The 22,185-nt window shown below is 72.1% G+C and carries 19 protein-coding genes; 12 read left to right on the top strand and 7 right to left on the bottom strand.

Annotated features, from left to right (window positions below):
- Positions 1-58: 58 nt before the first annotated feature.
- The 6 genes from CLV63_RS00765 to CLV63_RS00740 all read right to left on the bottom strand — a co-directional run bounded on the left by CLV63_RS00765 (position 59) and on the right by CLV63_RS00740 (position 7,073).
- Positions 59-841, bottom strand: a complete 783-nt coding sequence (locus tag CLV63_RS00765) for a hypothetical protein (protein ID WP_106580875.1) — start codon at positions 839-841, stop codon at positions 59-61.
- 3 nt (positions 842-844) lie between these two features.
- On the bottom strand, positions 845-2,308 hold the full coding sequence (locus tag CLV63_RS00760; RefSeq protein WP_106580874.1) for a DUF6782 family putative metallopeptidase: 1,464 nt from the start codon (positions 2,306-2,308) through the stop codon (positions 845-847).
- Between the two features lie 137 nt (positions 2,309-2,445).
- The gene (locus CLV63_RS00755) at positions 2,446-3,570 is read right to left on the bottom strand and encodes a PLP-dependent cysteine synthase family protein (protein WP_106580873.1); all 1,125 of its coding nucleotides are present in this window, start codon (positions 3,568-3,570) and stop codon (positions 2,446-2,448) included.
- Between the two features lie 10 nt (positions 3,571-3,580).
- Complete coding sequence (locus CLV63_RS00750) at positions 3,581-3,907, bottom strand: tetratricopeptide repeat protein (RefSeq protein ID WP_106580872.1); 327 nt, start codon at positions 3,905-3,907, stop codon at positions 3,581-3,583.
- A gap of 76 nt (positions 3,908-3,983) precedes the next feature.
- Positions 3,984-4,490, bottom strand: a complete 507-nt coding sequence (locus CLV63_RS00745; RefSeq protein WP_106580871.1) for a beta-class carbonic anhydrase — start codon at positions 4,488-4,490, stop codon at positions 3,984-3,986.
- A gap of 105 nt (positions 4,491-4,595) precedes the next feature.
- Positions 4,596-7,073 (bottom strand): DNA gyrase/topoisomerase IV subunit A, encoded by a 2,478-nt coding sequence (locus tag CLV63_RS00740; RefSeq protein WP_106580870.1) that lies wholly within the window; start codon positions 7,071-7,073, stop codon positions 4,596-4,598.
- A gap of 347 nt (positions 7,074-7,420) precedes the next feature.
- Here CLV63_RS00740 and mbhE point away from each other — a divergent pair, with 347 nt between their 5' ends.
- From mbhE to CLV63_RS00695, 9 genes are all read left to right on the top strand, one after another.
- A complete protein-coding gene (gene mbhE / locus CLV63_RS00735) occupies positions 7,421-9,904 on the top strand; it encodes a hydrogen gas-evolving membrane-bound hydrogenase subunit E (RefSeq protein WP_245928501.1) in 2,484 nt (827 codons plus the stop codon).
- A complete protein-coding gene (locus tag CLV63_RS00730; protein ID WP_106580868.1) occupies positions 9,904-10,500 on the top strand; it encodes an MnhB domain-containing protein in 597 nt (198 codons plus the stop codon). Before mbhE ends, CLV63_RS00730 begins: the two co-directional genes overlap by 1 nt.
- Entirely contained in the window at positions 10,497-10,871 is a 375-nt protein-coding gene (locus tag CLV63_RS00725; protein ID WP_106580867.1) for an NADH-quinone oxidoreductase subunit K, read from the top strand. Before CLV63_RS00730 ends, CLV63_RS00725 begins: the two co-directional genes overlap by 4 nt.
- Positions 10,868-12,397, top strand: a complete 1,530-nt coding sequence (locus tag CLV63_RS00720) for a Na+/H+ antiporter subunit D (RefSeq protein ID WP_106580866.1) — start codon at positions 10,868-10,870, stop codon at positions 12,395-12,397. Before CLV63_RS00725 ends, CLV63_RS00720 begins: the two co-directional genes overlap by 4 nt.
- A complete protein-coding gene (locus CLV63_RS00715; RefSeq protein WP_245928500.1) occupies positions 12,394-13,008 on the top strand; it encodes a Na+/H+ antiporter subunit E in 615 nt (204 codons plus the stop codon). Before CLV63_RS00720 ends, CLV63_RS00715 begins: the two co-directional genes overlap by 4 nt.
- Positions 13,005-13,283, top strand: a complete 279-nt coding sequence (locus CLV63_RS00710) for a monovalent cation/H+ antiporter complex subunit F (protein ID WP_106580865.1) — start codon at positions 13,005-13,007, stop codon at positions 13,281-13,283. Before CLV63_RS00715 ends, CLV63_RS00710 begins: the two co-directional genes overlap by 4 nt.
- Complete coding sequence (gene mnhG / locus CLV63_RS00705) at positions 13,276-13,668, top strand: monovalent cation/H(+) antiporter subunit G (protein WP_394339723.1); 393 nt, start codon at positions 13,276-13,278, stop codon at positions 13,666-13,668. The genes CLV63_RS00710 and mnhG overlap by 8 nt, the downstream gene beginning before the upstream one ends.
- Positions 13,669-13,776: 108 nt before the next feature.
- Positions 13,777-15,924: a RecQ family ATP-dependent DNA helicase gene (locus CLV63_RS00700; protein WP_106580864.1), complete on the top strand. Its 2,148-nt coding sequence runs from the start codon at positions 13,777-13,779 to the stop codon at positions 15,922-15,924.
- Positions 15,925-15,982: 58 nt separating this feature from the next.
- Complete coding sequence (locus CLV63_RS00695) at positions 15,983-16,924, top strand: ribose-phosphate diphosphokinase (RefSeq protein WP_106580863.1); 942 nt, start codon at positions 15,983-15,985, stop codon at positions 16,922-16,924.
- 60 nt (positions 16,925-16,984) lie between these two features.
- On the opposite strand, the gene CLV63_RS00690 is transcribed toward CLV63_RS00695, so the two are convergent.
- Positions 16,985-17,875: a carbohydrate kinase family protein gene (locus CLV63_RS00690; protein WP_106581233.1), complete on the bottom strand. Its 891-nt coding sequence runs from the start codon at positions 17,873-17,875 to the stop codon at positions 16,985-16,987.
- Positions 17,876-18,024: 149 nt separating this feature from the next.
- Between CLV63_RS00690 and CLV63_RS00685 the strand changes: the two genes are divergently transcribed.
- From CLV63_RS00685 to CLV63_RS00670, 3 genes are all read left to right on the top strand, one after another.
- On the top strand, positions 18,025-20,748 hold the full coding sequence (locus CLV63_RS00685) for a bifunctional acetate--CoA ligase family protein/GNAT family N-acetyltransferase (protein ID WP_106580862.1): 2,724 nt from the start codon (positions 18,025-18,027) through the stop codon (positions 20,746-20,748).
- A gap of 315 nt (positions 20,749-21,063) precedes the next feature.
- The gene (locus tag CLV63_RS00675) at positions 21,064-21,657 is read left to right on the top strand and encodes a DUF5998 family protein (RefSeq protein ID WP_106580860.1); all 594 of its coding nucleotides are present in this window, start codon (positions 21,064-21,066) and stop codon (positions 21,655-21,657) included.
- 58 nt (positions 21,658-21,715) lie between these two features.
- Positions 21,716-22,183: a peroxiredoxin gene (locus CLV63_RS00670; RefSeq protein WP_106580859.1), complete on the top strand. Its 468-nt coding sequence runs from the start codon at positions 21,716-21,718 to the stop codon at positions 22,181-22,183.
- The last annotated feature ends 2 nt before the right edge of the window (positions 22,184-22,185 follow it).

Below are 22,185 nucleotides of genomic sequence, written 5' to 3'. Positions count from 1 at the left end.
TTGGGCCATTCGAGGGTGCGGCGCCCGGCCCAATGGCGGCGGTGCCGGCGCCGGATGGTCAGCGCAGCGTGTCGACCGGGAGGTCGGTGATGACCGGCGTGAACGTCCCGCTGACCTTTCCGTCGCCGGTGACCGTGCCCTTCCACCGCTCGATCCTGTCGGCCCTCTGGACGAACGCGACGACCTGGTACCCCTTCCGCCTCTCCGTGACGACGGGCTTCTTGACGGCCCTCGCGATCTGGTCCTCGGCCTTCGACACGTCACCGAACCGGGAGAGTTCGGCGTCGTCGGGGCCGCGGAGGAAGAACTGGTGGACACTGAGATCCCGGGTCTTGTCCAGGAAGAACTCGGTGACGGCCATGGCCTTGTCGGCCGAGTCGACGCGGATCTCGGCCGTGTCGGCCAGCTTCGCGTAGCCTTCGGGCCTTCTGGAGAGGAGGATCGTCGACTCCCGCGGCCCGACCGCCGCATAGATCGCGGCGGAGTGCGGACCGCTCCCTTGGAACAGCAGGAGCTCCCATTCCTTCGGAAGCACGTCGTTCTCGACGGTCTTGACATGCATCGACTCCGGCGATGCGACGATGCGCGCCGTATCGCGGCTGCCCGATTCCCACAGTTCCCGGACCACCCGGCGGCGCTCCTCCGGGTGGTCGGCGTCGCCCGGCACGCCGGGCGGTGCGGCCGAGGCCGATTCGCTCGGAGTCTCCATGGTCTGCTGCCCGTCCTTTCCGGGGTCGGCCGTCGGTGTGCACCCGATCATGGTGGCCGCGGCGAGCGCGGCGACCGCAATGCGGATCGGGACGCTCGCCCGGCCGGGTCTCGGGTGCGGGTGGTGTCGCACGGGTCACTCTCCGTCGGGATTGGCCGCGTCCCAGTCGCCGCCGTACTGCTCTTCGTACGTCGGGTTGCCGGGTTTGGACGATGTCATAGAGCCGATGGCCACCGCCAGATCCTCGCGGGCCGACGTCTGGGCCAGGGCCTCAGCGGCCTCGGGGCTCACTCCGGGGGCATCCTCCCAGGCCTCCTTCCAGTGCAGGTACCTCTCGTTGTAGTACTGCTCGCGCCCGTCCAGCGGGACATCGGTGCCGTTCTCGCGGAGCTCCTGCCTGGCGACGAACTCGCTGATCTGGGCGTCGGCTTCGTTCTCCAAGGTGTTCTTGAGGTAGGCGTCGCGGGGGTAGCCGACGAGCGGGAAGTTGGCGTTCTCCGCTTGCCGGCGGGCGTGCGCGGCCTCATGGACGAGATGAATCCCCCCAAGGGGGTCGTCAAGGAGGTCTCGGCCGATGACGATGCTGTTGTCGCCCGGTTGAAAGTACGCGGTCCTCGCCAAATCGGGGTCGTTGCTGAACGTGATCGTGGTGCCGGACTCGTTGAGCACACCGTTGAGCTCCCGGCCGATCTCGGTCTCCAGCATCAGCGATACCGCCTCGGCGCCCCTGACCTCCAGCGCGGCCTGGTCGGCGTCCCGCCGGTCCCGCTCGGCCTGGTCCGCGAGTCCCATGTCCTTCGGGTTCTCCGCGGCCGCTTCCTCGCTGGCCTGGGCGACCTCCTCGGCGAGGTCGGCGTTGCGCTGGGCCGAGGAGACGTCGCCGCGGCGGGCGGCGCTCTGGCTTTCCGCGAGGTACTCGTGCCCGGGCCGGTCGGGCACCTCCCTCTTCTCCGGCAGCAGGCGCAAGGGGCCGAGACCGAAGATCGAGCCGATCCCGAGGACGACCGAGCGGCCGGCCGACCGGGTCTCGTTGCCGTTGGCGTAGTCCTCCTGCGGACCGTCGGTGAACTCGTTCCAGGACTGCTCGATGGCGCCGAGGGGGTCGGTGACCACCTGCCGCGCGGAGTCGCCGACGCCGGCCCAGGTCCCCCGGAACTCCTCGTTGCTACAGATGTGGACCAGGCATCCGGTGCCCTGGACGCCGTCCCAGGCGTCGGACACCAGGTCGCGCGCCTCGGCGCCGGCGCCTTGGCCGAAGTCGCAGAGTCCCTGGAAGGAACCGCACTCGTAGCTCTCCGCGATGGGCTCGTCCTCGGGGGCCGACATGATCGGATCCTGCGGGGCCGGTTCGCCGGGATCGTCCGTGGTATCGGGATCGTCCGAGGTATCGGGCTCAGCCGGTGCTCCGGGGCCGGGTTCTTCGCCCTCGCAGTCGGACGACGACTGGACGAGGCAGGTGAGGGCGGCGGAGACGTTGGCGGTGACCGACTGGCCGACGCTGCTGGTGGCCGCGACGGCGAAGAGGGCCGCCACGAGGACGATCACGGCACCGTACTCGATGAGTCCGGCACCGCCGTCCTGGCGCGGGGGACGGGGCACGGGGGATTCCTCAGGAGCTCAGTCGGGGTCAGGAGGCCAAGCTGAGGAGAGCTTATGGCCCCTTTATCCGGAACACCAGCTTTATGAGCTGCAACTCAGGTCACATCCCGGTCTCCGGCGCCGGTGGTCGCGCGCGGCTACGCGGGCGGGTGCCAGGTGCCCTTGGCGAGGAAGGTGTCGATGGCGGCGCGGTAGGGGGCGAGGTCCATGCCCTGCGACGCGACCCATTCGTCGTTGTAGTAGCTGTGCCGGTAGCGGTCGCCGCCGTCGCAGATGAGGGTGACGATGCTGCCCGTGCGGCCTTCGGCGAGCAGCCGCGCGGCGAGCTGCCACACGCCCCACAGGTTGGTCCCCGTCGAGCCGCCGGCGCACAGGCCGGTGACGTCGTTGAGGTGGCGCATCGCCGCGATGCTCGCGGCGTCGGGCACCGGGATCATCATGTCGATGACCGAGGGCACGAAGCTCGGTTCGACGCGGGGGCGGCCGATGCCCTCGATGCGCGACGGCATGCCGGTGGCGTAGTCGGGGGTGTCGGTGACCCAGCCGGGGAAGAACGCGGAGTTCTCCGGGTCGACCACCGCGAGGCGGGTCCGGTGCCGTCGGTAGCGCAGGTACCGGCCGATGGTGGCCGAGGTGCCGCCGGTGCCGGCGCCCACCACGACCCATTCGGGGACGGGGTGCCGCTCCAGTGCCAGCTGCTCGAAGACCGACTCGGCGATGTTGTTGTTGCCGCGCCAGTCGGTGGCGCGCTCGGCGTAGGTGAACTGGTCCATGTAGTGGCCGCCGGGTTCGGCCGCGAGCCGCTCGGCCTCGGTGTACATGTCGGCGGGGATGTCGACGAAGTGGCACCGGCCGCCGTAGCGCTCGATCAGCGCGATCTTCTCCGGGCTGGTCTTACGGGGCATGACGGTGACGAAGTCGACCCCGACGAGCTGCGCGAAGTACGCCTCGGACACGGCGGTCGAGCCCGAGCTGGCCTCGACCACGGTGGTGCCCTCGCGGATCCAGCCGTTGGCGAGGCCGTAGAGGAACAGCGACCGCGCGAGGCGGTGCTTCAGGCTCCCGGTGGGGTGCACCGACTCGTCCTTGAGGTACAGGTCGATGCCCCACGACTCCGGGAGCGGGAACACGTGCAGATGGGTGTCGGCGCTTCGGTTGGCGTCGGCGACCACCCGGCGGATCGCCTCGTCGCACCACGAACGGGTGCGTTCGCAGGTGCGGTCGGCGGGGCCACCGGGGGTCTCGTCTGACGGCGTTGTCATGGACGAGAGGTTAGTCCAGTGACCCCCCGGACATCGCGGCGTGCATGCGGCGGTGCGGCGCCGCCTCGGTGCCCCGGTTCTGGCGTTCGAGCGTGCGCGCGAGCGCGATGTGCGCCCACGCGTCGCACGGGTCGAGTTCGACGAGGGTGCGGAAGACCTCCTCGGCGCGCTGGAGCTGCGCCGAGTGGAAGTAGGAGCGGCCGAGCAGCTCCAGCATGGTGCGGTTGCGGGGCTCGGTCGCGGCCAGCGGGGCGAGGATGCGGGCGGCGCCGATGGGGTCGCCCATGTCGAAACGCTGCTGGCCGCGGGAGTAGGTCTCGTAGGACGTCTCAGCCATGTGCGCTCCCTTCGTCAACGGGACGGCTGAAAGAACACTGCGGCTAAGACAGGCATTCCCCACCGGGCGCCGCGCATCACCCGCCGAACGGCGTCAGCTTTCCGGTGTCGACGTCGTAGACCCCGCCGGTGACGGCGAGGTCCGGCGGCAGCAGCGGGTGGTGCCTGATGCGTTCGAGGTCGTGCCGGAGCGCGCCGAGCTGGTCGTTGTCGGTGTGGAAGTCGAGGCTGCGGGTGTCCACCCCGTAGTTCGCGGCGATGGTGTCGTGGACCTCGGCGTCGTCGGCGACCGAGGCCATCTTGCAGCGGGTGTGCGGCATGACCAGGACCCGGTCGACACCGAGCAGGTACACGGCGAGGACGAGGGTGCGCAGGGTGTCGTCGGTGACCCGCGCGCCCGCGTTGCGCAGGATCTTGGCGTCGCCCGGCCGGATACCGAGCACGTCGAGCGGCTCGATCCGGGAGTCCATGCAGGTCACCAGGGCGAGTCCGCGTGCAGCCACCGCCTCGAGGCCGGCCAGCCGGAATGAGCGGACATAGTCCGCGTTCGCTGCGAAGAAGTCGTCGAATGCGCTGCTGTTCATAATCCACTCCCCATGGGACGAACCGGACGCGGACCGGCGTGCGAAAGCCGTACACCGCTACCCGGGTCAGGGCAGCGGTGTACGGCTACGCCCGTAAACCCCCGGTCAGACCGTTGCCACTCCAGTATCGGTCCGGCCGGTTCCGACCGTTGCGACGGGGCGGCCCAGCGGCTCGCCCGAGCCGTCGCGCCGGGAGTCGAGGTCGGGCAGCCGCACCGGTTTGCCGTCGGCCCGGGAGGCGCGCGCCGGCGCGCGGCCCACCCACCCGGACAGCAGGACGTCCTCGCCCCTGAGGAACCGCTGGCAGCGCACACCGCCGGTGGCGCGGCCCTTGGCCGGGAACGCCTCGAACGCGGTGACCTTCGCCGACCCCGCCTGCGTGCCGGCGAGCGCGCTGGAGTCGCCGGCGATGGTGACCACAACGGAGTCCTCGGGTACGGCCACCGCGCCGAACCACCGAGCCTGGGCGCCGTCGCCGAGCTTCACCCCGGCGACGCCGCCCGCCGGGCGGCCCTGCGGGCGCACCGACGAGCACGGGAAGCGCAGCAGTTGCGCGTGGGAGGTGATGAAGACGAGGTCCTCCTCGCCCGTGACGAGCTGGGCCGCGCCGACGAGCCGGTCGCCGTCCTTGAGGGCGATGACCTCGAAGTCGTCCTTGTTCTGCGGGTAGTCCGCCGCCACGCGCTTGACCACGCCCTGGGCGGTGCCGACGGCGATGCCGGGGCCGTCGGGGTCGAGCGCAGCGAGGGAGATCGTGCGCTCGCCCGCGGACTCGTCGAGTTCGGCGAACTCGCTTACCGGCAGGCCCGAGGCGAGCGGTGGGGAGTCGCCGCCGTCGCCGAGTTCAGGGAGTTCGAGGACGGGCACCCGGATCAGCCGCCCGAGGTCGGTGACCAGGGCGATCTCGCCGCGGGTGCTGGCGGGGACGGACACGGCAACTGCGTCGTGGACGGTGCGCAGCCCCTCGAACATGGCCGGGGGCGCCGCCCCCTTGCTGCGGCCCACCATGCCCGACGTGCTGAGCAGCACCGTGCAGGGTTCGTCGCCGAGCTCCAGCGGGATGGCGGCGCTGCGGGCGACCCCGCTGTTCTCGCGCAGTTCGGTGCGGCGCGGGGTGGCGAAGTCCTTGGCGACCTGGGCGAGTTCGTCGGAGACCAGGCGGCGCAGCCGGGAGTCGGACTCCAGGATGGCGGTGAGCTCGGCGATCTCCCCGGTGAGCTGCTCGCTCTCGGTCTCCAGCTCCAACCGGTCGAAGCGGGTGAGGCGGCGCAGCGGGGTGTCGAGGATGTAGCGCGCCTGGGTCTCGGACAGCTCGAACGTCGCCATGAGGCGTTCGCGGGCGGCCGTGGAGTCGTCGGACTCGCGGATCAGGGCGATGACGGCGTCGATGTTGAGGAGCGCGACGAGCAGCCCCGCGACGAGGTGCAGGCGCTCCTCGCGCTTGGCGCGCCGGTACTCGCAGCGGCGGCGCACGACGGCGAGCCGGTGCTCGACGTAGACCTGGAGGAGTTCGCGCAGGCCCAGCGTCTGCGGTTGGCCGTCGACCAGGGCGACGTTGTTGATGCCGAAGGTCTCCTCCATGGGCGTCAGCCGGTAGAGGTCCTCCAGGACGGCCTCGGGGTTGAACCCGTTCTTCAGCTCGATGACCAGCCGCAGGCCCTGGGTGCGGTCGGTGAGGTCCTTCAGGTCGGAGATGCCTTGCAGCTTCTTGGCCTGCACCAGCTCCTTGATGCGCGAGACGACCTTCTCGGGCCCGACGCTGTAGGGGAGCGCGGTGACCACCAGGCCGGTGCGGCGCGGCGACACCTTCTCGACCTTGACGGTGGCGCGGGTCTTGAACGTGCCGCGGCCCTTGGCGTAGGCGTCGCGGACGCCGTCGAGCCCGACGATGGTGCCGCCGGTGGGCAGGTCGGGGCCCGGCACGAACTCCATGAGGTCGCCGAGGGTCGCCTCGGGGTTGGCGATGAGGTGCCGCGCCGCGGTGATGACCTCGCCGAGGTTGTGCGGCGCCATGTTGGTGGCCATGCCCACCGCGATGCCGGAGGCGCCGTTGACCAGCAGGTTGGGGAACGCCGCGGGAAGGACGTCGGGTTCGAGCTCCTGGCCGTCGTAGTTGGGCCGGAAGTCCACGACGTTCTCGTCGATGGACGACACCAGGAGCTGCGCGGCGCGGTCGAGCCGCGCCTCGGTGTAGCGCATGGCCGCGGGGGCGTCGTCGCCGCCGAGCGAGCCGAAGTTGCCGTGCCCGTCGACCAGCGGCACGCGCATGGCGAACGACTGGCTCAGCCGTACCAGGGCGTCGTAGATGGCGGAGTCGCCGTGCGGGTGCAGCCGCCCCATCACCTCGCCCACAACGCGGGCGCACTTGACGTGCGCGCGGTCGGGGCGCAGGCCCATCTCGTTCATCTGGTAGAGGATGCGCCGCTGGACGGGCTTCATGCCGTCGCGGGCATCGGGGAGGGCACGCTGGTAGATGACCGAGTACGCGTATTCGAGGAAGCTGCCGCGCATCTCCTCGGACACATCGATGTCGATGATCTTCTCGGCGAGTTCCTCAGGGGGAGCAGACGTTGTTCGGGCCATGCCCGTCATTCTGGCCCTGCGGGGTGACTGCCGCGAACTCATCACACCGAATGTCACTGAAAGTGATCGGTATCGATGGTCGGGTGGGGATGGGCGCGTCCGAAATAAGTGGAACGCAAAGTTTCACCTCGGGTGTCCGGTGAGATCAGACACTGTGATCCGAGGCAGATCGGCGCGGCGTGCGGCGCGCCGGTCGGCATGTTTCCTGGTTAGGCAGTACAAATACGAAGAGTGACGGTCCTGGAGTCGGTGGGGCGGGCTGCGGATGGTACACCCGATGCCGGGCGCGTCAAGGCGGGACTCGGAGCGCAAGCTAACCTTTTCAGGTATCCCCGTCCGGTCCGACCGTGTCTGACGTGCCTATGCTGCCCTTCCTCATCGCGATCCACGCCGCGGTGGCGGTGCTGGTACCGCCACTGACCCGAGTCATGGGCGCCCGCGCATTCCTCGTCGCGAGCCTGCCCCTCGCGGCGTCCGCGGTGTGGGCGCTCAGCGCGGCCCCCGCCATCGTGGGGGGACGCCCCGCCGCCGCGTCCGTTCCCTGGGTGCCCTCGCTCGGCATCAGCCTCGACTTCCGGGTCGACGCGCTCTCCCTCGCCATGATCCTGCTGGTGTCGGGCATCGGCGCGGTGATCTTCTGCTACAGCGCCGGCTACTTCCGCGACGACGAACGGGCGCTGGGCCGCCTCGCGTCCGTGCTCGTGGTGTTCGCCGGGTCGATGCTGGGCGTGGTCACGGCCGACAACCTGTTCGCGCTGTACGTCTTCTGGGAGCTGACCTCGGTCTCCTCCTTCCTGCTGGTGGGCCACGACGACCGCAAGGAGAACGCCCGGCGGGCCGCCACCCAGGCGCTGGTGACCACAGCGGGGTTCGGGCTGCCGATGCTCGTCGGCTTCATCATCCTCGGCACCATCGGCGGCACCTACCGGATCTCGGAGCTGGTGGCGGCCCCGCCGCTCGACAGCCCCTGGCTGCCGCTGGCGCTCATCCTGATCCTCGCCGGGGCGTTCGCGAAGTCGGCGCAGGTGCCGCTGCACTACTGGCTGCCCGGCGCGATGGTCGCGCCGACCCCCGTCAGCGGCTACCTGCACGCAGCGGCCATGGTCAAGGGCGGCGTGTACCTCATCGCCCGGCTGTCGCCCGGCTTCGCCGAGGTCGAACCCTGGCGCTGGCTGGTGCTCGGCTTCGGCCTGGCGACCATGCTCATCGGCGGGTGGCGCGCACTGCGCCAGGACGACCTGAAACTGCTGCTGGCCTTCGGGACGGTCAGCCAGCTCGGCTTCCTCACCCTGCTCGCCGGCGCCGGCACGCACACCGCCGCAGCGGCCCTCATCGCGATGCTGCTCGCCCACGGCCTGTTCAAGGCCACCCTGTTCCTCACCGTCGGGATCATCGATCACCAGACCGGCATCCGCAGCATCAGCGGGCTGTCGGGGCTGGGCCGCCGCATGCCCGTGCTCGCCGCGGCGGCGGGGCTCGCTGCGGCGTCGATGGCCGGCCTCCCGCCGCTGCTCGGCTTCGTGGGCAAGGAGGCGGCGTTGGAGGCGTTCGTCCCCGGCCACGCCCCCGGCGTCCCCGCCGCCGCCTCGGTCGCGGTGCTCATCGGACTGGTCGCCGCGTCGGTGCTGACCTTCGCCTACAGCGCCCGGTTCCTCTGGGGCGCGTTCGCCGACAAGCCCACCGTCTCCGAGCGCCGGTTCCCGCTGCCCTCCGCGGCGTTCACCGCGGCGCCGGTCCTGCTCTCTGGCGCCGGCCTGGTGCTGGGCGCGGCCCCGTTCCTCGCCGACCCGCTCGCCGCGGCCTACGCCGCCGGCTACCCCCACGAGAAGCCCTACCACCTCGCGCTGTGGCACGGCCTCACCCCGGCCCTCGGACTTTCCGTCCTGGTCGTGGCATTGGGCGTGCTGATGTTCGTCGGACGCTCCGCTGTGGCGCGGTTCCAGAAGGCCGTGCCCCGCTCTCCGGAGGCCGACCTCGGCTACCACCTGTTCGTCCACTCCAGCTACGCGGCCGCGCTGAGCGTCACCCGCCGCTTGCAGACCGGCTCCCTGCCCGTCTACCTGGGGATCATCCTGGCGACGCTGCTCGCGCTGCCCGGGGTGCGGCTCCTCGTCGCCCTGGTGCGGGGCGACCTCGCCCTGCCGACCGGCGATGAGTCGTTCCGGCTCTGGGACAACCCGCTGGAGCTCGTTGTCGCCGTCACCCTCGTCGTCACCGCCGTTGCGACCGTGCGCGAGCACCGCCGGTTCCCCGCGCTGATCATCATCAGCGCGCTCGGGTTCGGCACCGCGGGGCTGTTCGTGCTGCACGGCGCGCCCGACCTCGCGCTGACCCTCGTCCTGGTCGAGACCCTCACGACCATCATCCTGGTGTTCGTGCTGCGGCGGCTGCCCGCCACCTTCCACACCCGGCCCAACGGCTGGGGCAAGCGCATGACCGTCCTCATGTGCACCGCTGCGGGGACCTTCATCGCGGTGACCCTGTGGCTGGCCACCGCCGCGCGGACGGCACCGCCCGTGTCGGGCGGCTACGCCGAGCACGCCGAAGGGGCCGGCGGCGGCAACCTGGTGAACGTCATCCTCGCCGACTTCCGCGCGCTCGACACCTTCGGTGAGATCGTCGTCCTCGCGACCGCCGCCGTCGCCGTGGCGTCGCTCGTCCTGCTGAACCGCAGGGACCGGGTGGTCAACGAGCCGGAGGAGGACGAGCCCGCGGAGGACGAGCAGGGGCGGGACGAACCGGGACCGGACGGGCAGGGCGCGGGTGAGCCGCTGCCGGCCGGCGGCGTCGGGCAGCCCGCCGGCGGAGCGCAGACCGAGGGGAGGCGCTGATGGGTGTGCGCGGAACCGGCCCGCCCGAAGGGTGGGAGGCGCCGAAGGAGCGCTGGCTGAGCACCGTCGTCCGGCCGGCGTTCGGCCCGCGCTCGCTGCTGCTGGAGGTCGCGGCCCGGCTGCTCATCCCCGCCATCCTGATGCTGTCGGTGTTCCTGCTGGTGTCGGGGCACGACCGCCCCGGCGGCGGCTTCGCCGGCGGGCTGGTCGCGAGCATGGCCTACGTGCTGCGCTACATCGCGGGCGGCCGGCACGAACTCGCGGCGGGACTGCCCATGCGGCCCAACGGGCTGCTCGCCCTCGGGCTGCTCCTGGCCTGCGCCACGGCAGGGCTCCCGCTGCTCTTCGGCAAGCCGGTCCTCGACACCGCCAAGCTCGAACTCGTCCTCCCCGTGTTCGGCGAGGTGAAGCTGCTCAGCGCCCTGGTCTTCGAGGTCGGGGTGTTCCTGGTCGTCGTCGGGCTGGTCCTCAGCGTCGTCGCCGCGCTGGGGGCCCGTATGGAGGCCGAGGAGGCCGAGGCGCGCCAGGAGCAGGAGATCGACCAGGCCCGCCGCGAACGCAGGCGGCTCCGGGCCGAAAAGGAGGGACACGAGTGACAACACCCGGTTTCGTCCTCATCGCCAGCGTCGGCGTCCTCTACTCGTGCGGGTTCTACCTGCTGCTCCAGCGGTCGCTGATGCGGGTGGTCTTCGGCATCCTGATGCTCGGCCACGCCGCCAACGTGTCGCTGCTGCTCACCGACGAGGCCATCACCCTGCCTCCGCTGCTCAGCGGCGGCTCCGGCGAGATGAGCGACCCCCTGCCGCACGCCATGGCGCTCACGGCCATCGTCATCACCTTCGGTGTGACCACCTTCCTGCTCGCGCTCGCCTACCGGGTCTGGCTGGGCGACGAGAACGACGAAGTACCCGACGACGTGGAGGACCGCCGCATCAGCAAGCTCACGGAGCCCGAGGAGCCGTCGTGAACGCGCTGCTCGCCGTCCCCCTGGTGGTGCCGCTGCTCGGCGCCGCCATCACCCTGCTGATGCGGCGCACACCCCGCTCCCAGCAGGTCACGGCGACCATCAGCCTGGCGGCGGTGGTCGTCGACGCCGCCCTGCTGCTGTGGCACACCTGGGACGGCGCGGTGGTGGTCAGCCAGGCCGGCGGCTGGGCGGCGCCCCTCGGCATCACCCTCGTCGCCGACCCCATGGCGGCGCTGCTGGTGCTGGTCTCCTCCGTGGTGCTGCTGGTCGTGCTGCTGTACGCCATCGGCCAGGACATCGGCGGCCTGAGCCGCGCCATGCCGCAGGTGTTCCACCCCATCTACCTGGTCCTGACCGCAGGGGTGTGCCTCAGTTTCATCGCGGGCGACCTGTTCAACCTGTTCGTCGGCTTCGAGATCATGCTGACCGCGAGCTACGCGCTCATCACCCAGGCGCCGACCCGGGCGCGGGTGCGGGCCAGCATGATCTATACCGTCGTCAGCCTGACGTCCTCGATCCTGTTCCTCACCGGCATCGCGCTGGTGTACGCGCTGACCGGCACCGTGAACATGGCCGACATCGCGGGCAAGCTCGGCGCGGCACCCCCCGAACTGCGCATGGTGCTCGCCCTGATGTTCTTCGTGGTGTTCGGCATCAAGGCCGCCATCGTCCCGATGCACTTCTGGCTGCCCGACAGCTACCCGGTGGCGCTCACCCGCATCTCCGCGATATTCGCGGCGCTGCTGACCAAGGTCGCCGTCTACGCCATCATCCGCACCCAAACCCTGCTGTTCGTGCGCGACGACGTCACATCGGTGCTGCTGTGGGTCGCCATCGCCACGATGATCGTCGGGATCCTGGGCGCGCTGGTCCAGGACGACGTCAACCGGGTCATGGCGTTCGCGCTGGTCAGCCACATCGGGTTCATGATCTTCGGGCTCGGGCTGAACACCGTCGCCGGACTCGCCGGGGTGATCATCTACCTCGTGCACCACATCGTGGTGCAGGCGACCCTGTTCCTGGTGAACGGCCTCATGCGGCAGTACGTCGGGCACACCTCGCTGCGCGCCATCCGCGGCCTCACCACGGTGTCGCCCGCGCTCGCCGTGTTCTTCTTCCTGCCGGCGCTCAGCCTGGCCGGCCTGCCCCCGATGTCGGGGTTCATCGCCAAGACCGCGCTGTTCCAGGCGGCGGTCACCGCCGAGGGCGGCTGGCTCGTGGGACTGGGCCTCGCCGTCGGCGTGCTGACCAGCCTCCTCACCCTCATCGCGATCTTCCGCATCTGGACCCGCGCGTACTGGGGGACGCCGCTGCCCGACATGGTCGAGGCCCGTGAGCGCCTGCGCAGCGGGCCCAACACCTCCGGGCTGCGCATCATGACCGCCATGACCGGGGTCATGGTCGCGACCGGGGTCGCCGTCGCCGTCGCGGCCGGGCCCCTCGCGCAGGTCAGCTTCACCGCGGCCGTCGACCTCCTCGACGGCGGGGCCTACGTCGAGGCGGTACTGGGAAGGGGGAGCGGGTGAGCACGAGCATCGCCGAGCGCTCCCTGCACCGCAGGGTCATCGGCCGGCTGCCGACCATCCTGTGGCTCACCGCCATGTGGGTCATCCTCTGGGGCGACCCCAGCCCGGGCACCGTCATCGCCGGGTTCGGCGTCGCCTGCGGCTGCTACGCGGTCGCCAAGCTCCCGCACATCCCCGTCCCCCTGCGCATCCGCCCGCTGTGGCTGCTGCGGCTGATCGGCTACTTCGGACTCGACCTGCTGGTCTCCAGCGCACAGGTCGCGCTCCTGGTGCTGTGGCGGCCCACCCGGACGCGCGGCGCGATCGTCGCCGTGCCCACCCGCACCGGGTCCGACTTCCTCCTCGCGATGATGAGCGGCGGCCTGTCGCTGGTCACCGGCAGCCTGGTGATCGAGCTGAACCGCGAGCACGGCGTCGTGTACCTGCACGGCATCCCCGTCGACTCCGCCGAGGACGCCGCGAAGCTGCGCACCCAGGTGCAGCGCACCGAGGAGTTGTTCGTCCGCGCGTTCGGCACCGCCGCCGACGTCGCCGAGTTCGAGGCCGCGCAGCGCGCGCTCGAACGGCGCACCGCCGAAGCGGCCGACGGCGCACCGAAGGAGGCCCCATGACAGTGCTCGACCACGTGTTCGTCGCGACCTTCACCATGCTCGGCGCCGGGGTGCTGTGCATCCTCTATGGGGTGGTGCGGGGCCCCTCGGTCCTCGACCGCATCGTCTGCCTGAACGCGATGTCGGTGCTGGTCGTCAGCGCCATGGCGGCCGAGGCGGCGCTGCGCGGCGACTCCGCCTACATCGGCCTGATGGTGACCGTCGCACTGCTCGGCTTCGTGGGCACGCTCACCGCGGCCCGGTTCGCGGAGAGGAGGGCGCACGACCGTGGGTGACCTCACCGCAGGAATGACCGCCGCCGACTGGTGCACGGCGGTGCTGCTGCCGCTCGGCGCCCTGTTCTCCCTGGTCGGCACCATCGGCGTCGTGCGCTTCCCGACCCTGCTCGGCCGGATGCACGCCGCGACCAAGCCCGACACCGTCGGCCTGGTCCTGCTGCTGGTCGGCGCCGCGTTCCAACTCCCCGACATCGGCTCGGCGGCGCCGCTCGCCCTGGTGGCGCTGTTCCAGCTCGTGACCGTCCCGGTACTCGCCCAGACCCTGGGCCGGGTGGCCTACAGCCGCGGCGAGGTCGACCCCGACCACCTCGTGGTCGACGAACTCGCAGACGCGATCGCCGCGGCGGACGACCGCGAACTGCCGCCGGGCCGCACGCCCTGACCCCCGCCCTGCCCGGCGCCTCGGCCGATGCCGTGTCCCGCCGCAGGTCGCGGCGGGACCTGTGGACTATGGCGCCGCCTGTCGCCCGGCTCTGGTAGCAAGGTGACCATGGTGACCACCGCGAACCCCGACCCCGCGCCCGCAGCACCCTCCGCCATGCGCGCCGAGGCCGAGCGGCACCTGCGCGCCCTGGCCGGCGAGTCCGCCCGGCTGCGCGAGGACCAGTGGAGCGCCGTCCACGCGCTGGCGGCCGAGCGCAGGCGCGCCCTGGTGGTGCAGCGCACCGGGTGGGGCAAGTCGGCCGTGTACTTCGTCGCCACCCTGCTGCGCCGCGCCCAGGGGGCCGGGCCCACCGTCATCATCTCGCCGCTGCTCGCCCTCATGCGCAACCAGATCGCGGCGGCCGAACGCGCCGGCATCCGGGCCAGGACCATCAACAGCGCCAACCCCGAGGACTGGGAGCAGACCTACGCCGCCATCGGCGCCGGCGAGGTCGACGTCCTGCTGGTCAGCCCCGAACGCCTGAACAACCCCGACTTCCGCGACCGGGTGCTGCCCGAACTCGCTGCCGGCGCCGGCCTGGTGGTCGTCGACGAAGCCCACTGCGTCTCCGACTGGGGCCACGACTTCCGCCCCGACTACCGCCGCATCCGCACCCTGCTCCAGGAGCTGCCCGCCGGCATCCCCGTGCTGGCGACCACCGCCACCGCGAACGAGCGGGTCACCCGCGACGTCGCCGAACAGCTCGAAGTCGGCGACGGCGCCGAGACCCTCGTGCTGCGCGGCGCGCTCGAACGCGAGAGCCTGCACCTGGCGGTGGTCGACCTCCCCGACACCCCCGCCCGGCTGAGCTGGCTCGCCCAGCACCTCGCCGAGCTCCCCGGCTCCGGCATCGTCTACACGCTGACCGTCGCCGCCGCCACCGAGACCGCCGCGTTCCTCACCGAGCGCGGGTACGACGCCCGCGCCTACAGCGGGCAGACCGACCCCGAGGACCGCCGCCGCGCGGAGGACGACCTCCTCGCCAACCGCACCAAGGTGCTGGTGGCCACGAGCGCGCTCGGCATGGGCTTCGACAAACCCGACCTCGGCTTCGTCATCCACCTGGGCGCGCCGCAGTCGCCCATCTCCTACTACCAGCAGGTGGGCCGTGCCGGGCGCGGGGTCCGCCGCGCCGAGGTCATCCTGCTCCCCGGCCGCGAGGATCGCCAGATCTGGGCCTACTTCGCCGGCCTGTCCTTCCCCGCCGAGGACACCGTCCGGCGCACGCTCGCCGCCCTCGCCGACGCCGGCGGCCCCATGTCCCTCCCGCGCCTGGAGGCACAGGTCGACCTCAGCCGCAGCCGGCTGGAGCAGATGCTCAAGGTCCTCGACGTCGACGGCGCGGTGCGCCGGGTGCGCGGCGGCTGGACCGCCACCGGCGCGCCGTGGAGCTACGACGACCAGCGCTACAAGGCGGTCGCCGCGGCGCGCGAGGCCGAGCAGCGCGCCATGCTCGACTACATCGCCACCGACCACTGCCGCATGGAGTTCCTGCGCCGCCAGCTCGACGACCCCGAGGCCGCCCCTTGCGGCCGGTGCGACAACTGCACCGGCCACCGCTGGTCCGCGGCCGTCGACGCCGAGTACCGCGAGGCGGCCACCGAGCACCTCGACCGCCCCGGCACCCCCGTCGCGCCGCGCCGGCAGTGGCCCACCGGCATGGCGGCGCTGGGCGTCGACGTGTCGGGGCGCATCCGCGCCGAGCAGCAGGCCGCCGAGGGCCGTGCCCTCGGCCGCCTCACCGATATCGGGTGGGGCACGGCGCTGCGCGCCCTGCTCGCCCCCGACGCCGCCGACTCCCCGGTCAGCGACCAGGTGTTCGCCGGGGTCGTCGGCGTCCTCGCCGGCTGGCAGTGGGAGCAGCGCCCGGTGGGCGTGGTGGCGCTGCCGTCGTTGACCCGCCCCCGCATGATCACCGACCTCGCCGCCCGGCTGGCCCAGGTGGGGCGGCTCGAACCCGTGGGCTCACTGGAGTACGCCCGCCCCGAGGGCGCCGGGGCTCGCCGCCACAACAGCGCGCAGCGGCTCGCGTCGCTCTGGTCGGCGTTCACCGTCCCCGCCCCGGTCGCCGAGCGCCTCCGGCACCTCGACGGCCCCGTGCTGCTCGTCGACGACACCACCGACACCGGCTGGACCCTCACCGTCGCCGCCCGGCTGCTCCGCGAATCCGGCGCCCCCGCCGTGCTCCCCCTCGCCCTGGCGAGCCGCTCCTGAGCCGCGCGGGGTATCCTCGCAGCGACCCCGTCGTTACAGCACGAAAAGGGACACACCTGTGCGAGAGATCGCGATCTTCAGCGGCAGCGCACATCCGGGACTCGCCGAGGAGATCTGCGCGCACCTCGGCGAACCGGTCTCACCGTCGCACGTCTCCCGCTTCGCCAACGACTGCCTCGAAGTCCAGTTGCAGGCCAACTGCCGCGAACGCGACGTCTTCCTGATCCAACCGCTGGTCGCCCCGGTCCAGGAGAACCTGGTCGAACTGCTGCTGATGCTCGACGCCGCCCGCGGCGCCTCGGCGGCGCGCACCACGGTGGTCATGCCGCACTTCGCCTACGCGCGCTCCGACAAGAAGGACACCCCGCGCATCTCCATCGGCGGCCGCCTCGTCGCCGACCTGCTGGTCGCGGCGGGCGCGGGCCGCATCCTCACCATGACCCTGCACTCCCCGCAGGTCCACGGCTTCTTCAGCGTCCCCGTCGACCACCTGCACGCGCTGCGCGAACTCGCCGGGCACTTCAAGAACCACGACCTGTCGTCCACGGTCGTGGTCTCGCCCGACCTCGGCAACGCCAAGACCGCCACGGCGTTCTCGCGGATGCTCGGGGTGAGCGTCGCGGCGGGCGCCAAGCAGCGGTTCAGCGACGACCGGGTGGTCATCACCGACATCATCGGCGACGTCGCGGGCCGCGACGCGATCGTCCTCGACGACGAGATCGCGCGCGGCAGCACCACTGTCGAGATCGTGCACAAGCTGCGCGAACGCGGCGCGCGCAGTGTGCGGGTGGCGTGCACGCACGGCCTGTTCGCCGACGGCGCGCTCGACCGCATCACCGCCACCGGGGTCACCGAGATCGTGTGCACCAACACCGCGCCCATCCCCGAGGAGAACCGCATCCCCGAACTCACGGTGCTGTCGATCGCCTCGGCGCTCGCCGAGGCGATCAAGCGCATCCACGACGGCGAATCGGTCAGCGCGCTGTTCGACCAGCACTGACCTCCGACCGGCACTGACCTCCGACCGGCACTGCCCTTCAGCCGGCACGGACCGCCGGGGTCACGGCCCGAGGTCGGGGCGGGCGCCCGGCTGGTGCAGGGCGCGCGCGCCGAGCCGCTGGGCCGCTGCGAGGGCGTCGCGCGGGTGCTTGCCGGCCAGCCACGGCGGCAGGAACCCGGCGATGAACGCGTCGCCGGCCCCGACCGAGCCCGGCGAGGGCTCCACCGGTTCGGCCGGCACGGTCACGATGTCGCTGTGCTGCTTGGACGACCACAGGGCCCCGGCGTCGCCCATCTTGATGACGACGTTGGGGAACCAGGCGCTCAGCACCTTCGCCGCGGCCTCGGGGTCGTCGCGCCCGGTCAGGACGGTGGCCTGGTCGCTGTTGGCGAAGAGCAGCCGCGCGCCGTTGGTCCAGTCGAGGAAGTCCTCGGCCCCGGCGCGCTCCAGCGGCGCGTGCGACCCGGCGTCGACCGAGATCGACATGCCGGACTCGCGGCCGTGGCGCAGCGCGACCCGCGCCGCGCGGCGCGACCCTTCGTTGATCAGGGTGTAGCCGGAGACGTGCAGGTGGGCGTCTGGGCCGAAGACGTCGCGGGGGAGGTCCTCGGGTTGCAGCGCGGCGTTGGCGCCGGGGTCGCTGAGCATGGTGCGGTCGCCGCGGTGGGTGATCATGACGACGCAGGTACCGGTAGGGCGTTCGAGGTCCATGACCATGCGGGCGTCGATGCCGTAGCCCATGAGCTCCATCTCACGGGTGCGCCCCGTGATGTCGGAGCCGCGGCGGCCCACCAGCGTGGTGTCGGTGCCTTCGACGGCCAGCCACGCGGCGACGTTGGCGCCGGATCCGCCGCCATAGGTGATCACCGACGCGGGGGTGTCGCTGCCGCGTGCGAGCGGGAAGAAAGCCCGCGCCACAGCGTCGGTCATGAGATCCCCGATCACGACCACCCGTGCCATACGCCACCACCTCGCCGCCTGTACCGCGCGGACCGACCCGAAACGCGCGTTCTGAGACGTTAACAGGTCCCGACCCGGTGGCGGGTAACGAACCGGATGAGCAATCGCGGCACTTCTGCTTCTCGAATAGGCTCCGACACGTGCAGCCTTACCCGAGCCACTGGGAAGCCGACGTCGTACTCACCGACGGTGGCACCGCTCACCTGCGACCCATCGCCCCCGAGGACGCCGAGCTCCTCACGGAGTTCCATTCGCGGCTCTCGCCCGAGACCATCTACTACCGGTTCTTCGCACCCTACCCGCGGCTGTCCCGGCGCGACGTCGAGCGCTTCACCACCGTCGACTACGAGGACCGGGTCGCGCTGGTCGCGACCATCGGCGAGGCGCTGGTGGCGGTGGTCCGCTACGACAAGGTGAGCGACGACGAGGCCGAGGTCGCCTTCGTGGTGGAGGACGCCCACCAGGGGCGGGGCCTCGCGTCGGTGCTGCTTGAGCACATCGGGGCGGCGGCCCGCGAGCGGGGTGTGCGCCGCTTCGTCGCCGACGTGCTGCCCGAGAACCGGCGGATGATCAACGTCTTCCGCGAGGCCGGGTTCACCGCGCAGCAGACCTTCGACGAAGGCGTGATCCGCCTCACCCTCGACATCGAGCCCACCGACGACTCCCGCAGCGTCATGCGCGCGCGGGAGCAGCGGGCCGAGGCCCGCTCCATCGCGCGGTTGCTGTTCCCCGAGTCGGTCGCCGTCATCGGGGCGAGCCGCACCGCGCACACCATCGGCCAGACCGCGCTGCGCAACCTCATCCTCGGCAGCTTCACCGGGCCCGTCTACCCGGTGCACCCCGAGGCCAAGGCGGTCGCGGGGGTCCGCGCGTACCCCCGGGTGCTCGACATCCCCGACCCCGTCGACCTCGCCGTGGTCGCGGTGCGCGCCGACATGGTGGCCGAGGTGGTCGCGCAGTGCGCGCAGAAGGGCGTGCACGGGCTGGTGGTGCTCAGCTCCGGGTTCGGCGAGGCCAGCCCCGACGGCAAGGTCCGCCAGGACGACCTGGTGCGCACCGCCCGCGCCGCGGGCATGCGCGTCGTCGGCCCCAACTGCCTGGGCGTCGCCAACACCGACCCCACGGTGCTGCTGAACGCCACCCTGTCGCCGCACCTGCCCCCGCGCGGGCCCATCGGCTTCTTCTCCCAGTCCGGCGCGCTGGGCCGCGCCATCCTGCAACGGGTCGCCGACCGCGGCATGGGGCTGTCGACCTTCGTGTCCGCCGGCAACCGGGCCGACGTCTCAGGCAACGACCTCATCCAGTACTGGCAGGAGGACCCCGCCACCGAGGTCGTCCTCCAGTACCTGGAGTCGCTGGGCAACCCGCGCAAGTTCACCCGGCTGAGCCGCCGCCTCGCCCAGCAGAAGCCGGTCGTCGCCGTGCGCAGCGGCGGATCGTCCAAGGGCATCCCCACGGGGCACGCCGTCGACACCCTCGCCCTGCCCGACTACGCCGTCAGCTCACTGTTCGAGCAGGCCGGCGTGGTCCGGGTCGAGGACATCACGCAGATGTTCGACGTCGCGCAGCTGTTCGCCTACCAGCCGCTCCCCGAAGGGCCGCGGGTCGCCGTCCTCGGCAACTCCGGTTCGCTGGGGCTGCTCGTCCAGGACGCCTGCCTGCGCTCGGGGCTGCGCCCGCGCGACCCCATCGACCTCGGCCCCGGTGCGACCGCCGCCGACTTCGACACCGCGCTGGAGGCCGCGCTCGCCGACGACTCCGTCGACTCCGTGGTGGTCGTGTTCATCCCCGCGCTGACCCCCATCACCGGCGGGGTCGCCGAGGTCATGCGCGAGCGCTCGGCGCACTCCACCAAGCCCATCCTCACCACCTACCTCGGCTACCAGGGGCTCCCCGAGGAGTTGCGCCGCACCGGCCCCGACGGCGCGGCGGTGCGCGGCTCGGTGCCGTCCTACCCCGCGCCCGAGGACGCCGTCCGGGCGCTGGCCCACGCCACCCGCTACGCCATGTGGCGCGAACGCGACCCCGGAAGGCACCCCGAACTCGGCGGCATCGACCTCGCCGCGGCGCGCGGCCTCATCGCGCGCACCCTCGACGACCCCGAATCGCCCGACGCCGCGGCGCACGGCGTCTCGTTCACCACCGAGACCATGTACAACGAGCAGGGCGCGGTGTCCGCCGACGCCGCCCGCGAACTGCTCGGGCACTTCGGGGTGCCGGTGCTGCCCGACATCCCCGTCGCATCGGCCGACGAGGCGGAGGCAGCGGCCGAGGCGCTCGGCTACCCGGTCGTCGTCAAGGCCAACGCCCCCGACCTGCGGCTGCGTGCCGGCGGCCGCGGGATACGGGCCGACCTGCGCTCGGCGGGCGACGTCCGCCGGGCGTTCACCGCGCTGCACGACCGCCTGGGCGAGGACGCCATGCTCGTGGTGCAGCGCATGACCGAGCCCGGCGTGCCCTGCATGGTGCGCGCGGGCGACAACCCCTCCTTCGGCCCGGTCATCGCGTTCGGGCTCGCCGACGTCACCGCCGAACTCCTCGACGACCGCGCGCACCGGCTGGCGCCGCTCACCGACGCCGACGCCGCCGGCCTGGCGCGCGCCGTGCGCGCCTCGCCGCTGCTGTTCGGCCTGCCGGCCGGCGCCACGTCGCTGGCCGACCAGCCCGACGTCGACGCGTTGGAGGAACTGCTCGTACGGGTGTCGCGGCTGGTCGACGCCTTGCCGGAGGTCGCGCACGTCGACCTCGACCCGGTGATCGTCAACACCACCGGCGCGCACGCGCTCGGCGCGCGGGTGTGGCTGCGCGAGGCGCCCGAGGTCCGCCAGGACCAGGGCCCCCGCCGCCTCCGCGTCCCCTACTAGCCGCCGCGTCCCCTACCAGGGGGTCACGCGGGCTCCGGCATCGGTTCGGGGGGCTGCGGGCCGGGTGCCGGCGGCTGCGGCGACGGCGGCCGCGGCACCGGGCCCGGCTCCGGTTCGGGAACCGGGGGCTCGGGCGGCACCGGCGACGGGCCCGGCGGCACCGGATCCGGTCCTGGTGGCGGTGTCGGAATGGGAGGCACGGTCGCGTTCATGGGGCAGCCCCTACCCGCCTGACATCGCGTTACCCATCCGCGGGAGGCGTGCTCGGACCGCTTCCGTGTGCGTTCTGTCGCCCGAAGAGGGCAGGATGGTGGCATGAGGAAAACACGTGACGTGTCCATCGACTGGCGTGCGGAGATCGAGCGCAGCGGCTACTACCCGGGGCTCGTGACCGACGCGGTCTCGACGGCCCTCGGCGGCGAGGACACCGAGGCGTTCGTGGTGCACCACGAAGCCGTCTTCGACCCCGGCATGGAGATGCGGCGGCACATCACGGTCATGCTGCTCACCCCCACCCGGCTGGTCTACTGCCATACCGACGAGCACCCGTCGGCCGACCCCGCCGAACCCGCGCAGGCGTCCACCACCACCGACGCCATCAAGCTCGGCAACGTCCAGTCGGTCGCGCTCACCCGGGTGGTGCCCGACCCCGCGTCCTACGTCCCCGGCACCCTGCCCAGCGAGGTCATGCTGGAGGTCGGCCTCGGGGTGAGCCTGCGCCCCATCGCCACCATCGACATCGAGCCGGCGTCCTGCCCGGACGAATCCTGCGACCTCGACCACGGGTACACCGGCAGCGTCGTGTCCGAACCGCTGTCGCTGCGCGTGAGCCAGGCCGCCGACGGCCCCGAGGCGGTCGGCGCGATGCTCGCCTTCTCCCACGCCCTGTCCGAGGCCACCAGCGCCTAGATCGCCCCGTGGACACGCGCCCGGAGTGATCCGCGAGGCACGCCATAGAGTGGCCGGTATGCGAATCGGAGACCAGGCGCCCGCGTTCGAACTCGCCGACCACACCGGCACGCCGCGCACCCTCGACGGCCTGCTCGCCGCGGGCCCCGTCGTGCTGTTCTTCTACCCCGCGGCCCTCACCTCGGGGTGCACGGCCGAGGGCTGCGAGTTCCGCGACCTCGCCGCCGAGTTCGCGGAACTCGGCGCGCAGCGCGTCGGCATCAGCGGCGACTCCGTCGAGCGCCAGCGCGAGTTCGCCGAGACCAACGGCTTCGACTACCCCCTGCTGTCCGACCCCGACGGCGCCGTCGCCCGACAGTTCGGGGTGCGCCGCAGCGGACCCCTTGCCGCGCTGTCGCCCAGCCGGCGCAAGACCTTCGTCATCGCCACCGACCGCTCCGTCATCGGCGTCGTCGGCAGCGAGACCCGCATGCGGGCGCACGCCGACGGCGCCCTGAAGTCCCTGCGCGCGCACGCCGAACGCTGACA

The sequence above is a fragment of the Murinocardiopsis flavida genome (genome assembly GCF_003014485.1).
Lineage (GTDB): Bacteria > Actinomycetota > Actinomycetes > Streptosporangiales > Streptosporangiaceae > Murinocardiopsis > Murinocardiopsis flavida.
Note: the sequence above shows the minus strand (reverse complement) of the source record. Positions and strands in the feature narration are given on the sequence as shown.